Origin of the sequence: Variovorax frigidus (assembly GCF_051216515.1) — a bacterium.
Taxonomy (GTDB): Bacteria; Pseudomonadota; Gammaproteobacteria; order Burkholderiales; family Burkholderiaceae_C; genus Variovorax.
Genome location: NZ_JBPJZF010000023.1, coordinates 1 through 1,056 on the forward strand (window position 1 = coordinate 1; position 1,056 = coordinate 1,056).

The 1,056-nt window shown below is 55.4% G+C and carries 1 protein-coding gene; it reads left to right on the top strand.

All coding sequences use genetic code 11. The features are described from left to right. Positions 1-152 precede the first annotated feature (152 nt). Entirely contained in the window at positions 153-419 is a 267-nt protein-coding gene (locus ACSFBC_RS28430; RefSeq protein ID WP_435513679.1) for a hypothetical protein, read from the top strand. The last annotated feature ends 637 nt before the right edge of the window (positions 420-1,056 follow it).

The following is a 1,056-nucleotide window of genomic DNA, read 5'->3' on the forward strand; positions in this document are numbered from 1 at the left end:
GCGTTTCTCTCAAAGCTCCTGATCTAGGCTTGGGAGGCGACGGAATCTGCGGGAGGTGAGGGAGCGGGGTGTGACTGGGACGACTCTCGGGGAAGGTCGGAGGTCAGAACACGGTGGTCATGTCGATAAATACAGCCAGGAGGCGATACGACATGAACGAGAACACCACACCCTGGAACCGACTGCGAGCGTTGCTCGACACGATGTTCGGTTTCACCAACCGCACAAGATCGACCGTCAGGGTCATCAAGCAAGGCTTCGACAACGCCAAACAGGAACAGGTCGTCCTGATCGAGTACCGAGTGCAGGTGAAGCCACCCGGTGTGATCGAGAGTGATCAGAAGCGATCGAAACCGACCGAGCGTGCTCCAATGGCATCGATCCGTGAGCTGTTCGCACGTCGGCGATCCCAGGCATAAGCCGCCTGCCACCGTGCCTACGATCTGCCAAACAGGCACCGCAGGCAACGGCTCCGAGCGACCTGTGGCAGCGTGATCACATCCCGAGGCCCCAGCAGAACGTTCCCCTAATGCATTTCCTTCGATTTGAGGTCAAGGAAGGCACATGGATCCGCTGACGCGACTTGAGGCGATAACCTTGCAGGTTTTCACCTCAATTATTTTTTGACGAATTGGGGTAAGAGAATCACAGGGGTAGCTCAGTAAAAGTTACGCTCCTCCTCCCATATACAACATTTACTGAAGCTGAATTGGGATTGAATTTTCTCCCGGCATAGCCCCCTATGACTGGAGGTTTGGGAGTGGCAAACGTCGATTTAACCGGTGGACCCACGGTAAAAAATCACTGACCCACGTGGTCTACCGACCCACCGTGAAAACTGGTGATGACGAGGTTCGGGATCGACGTGTATCGATGACGATGAGGACCTTCAGATGAGGTCTTGACAGGACACGGTACTGGTCCCCGAAATGGACGAGGTGAGGGAGGTTTCGACGGTGAGATGAGTTCACATGCGGAGCATGTGATGACGAGTCGAATCGTCGGCCCGAAGGCATGCGTTGGGAAGCAACAGCTCTGCCATTGAGCTACACCCGC

Coding starts and splice junctions, on each gene's coding strand:
- ACSFBC_RS28430 (WP_435513679.1), top strand. CDS start 153: ATGAACGAGAACACCACACCCTGGAACCGACTGCGAGCGTTGCTCGAC.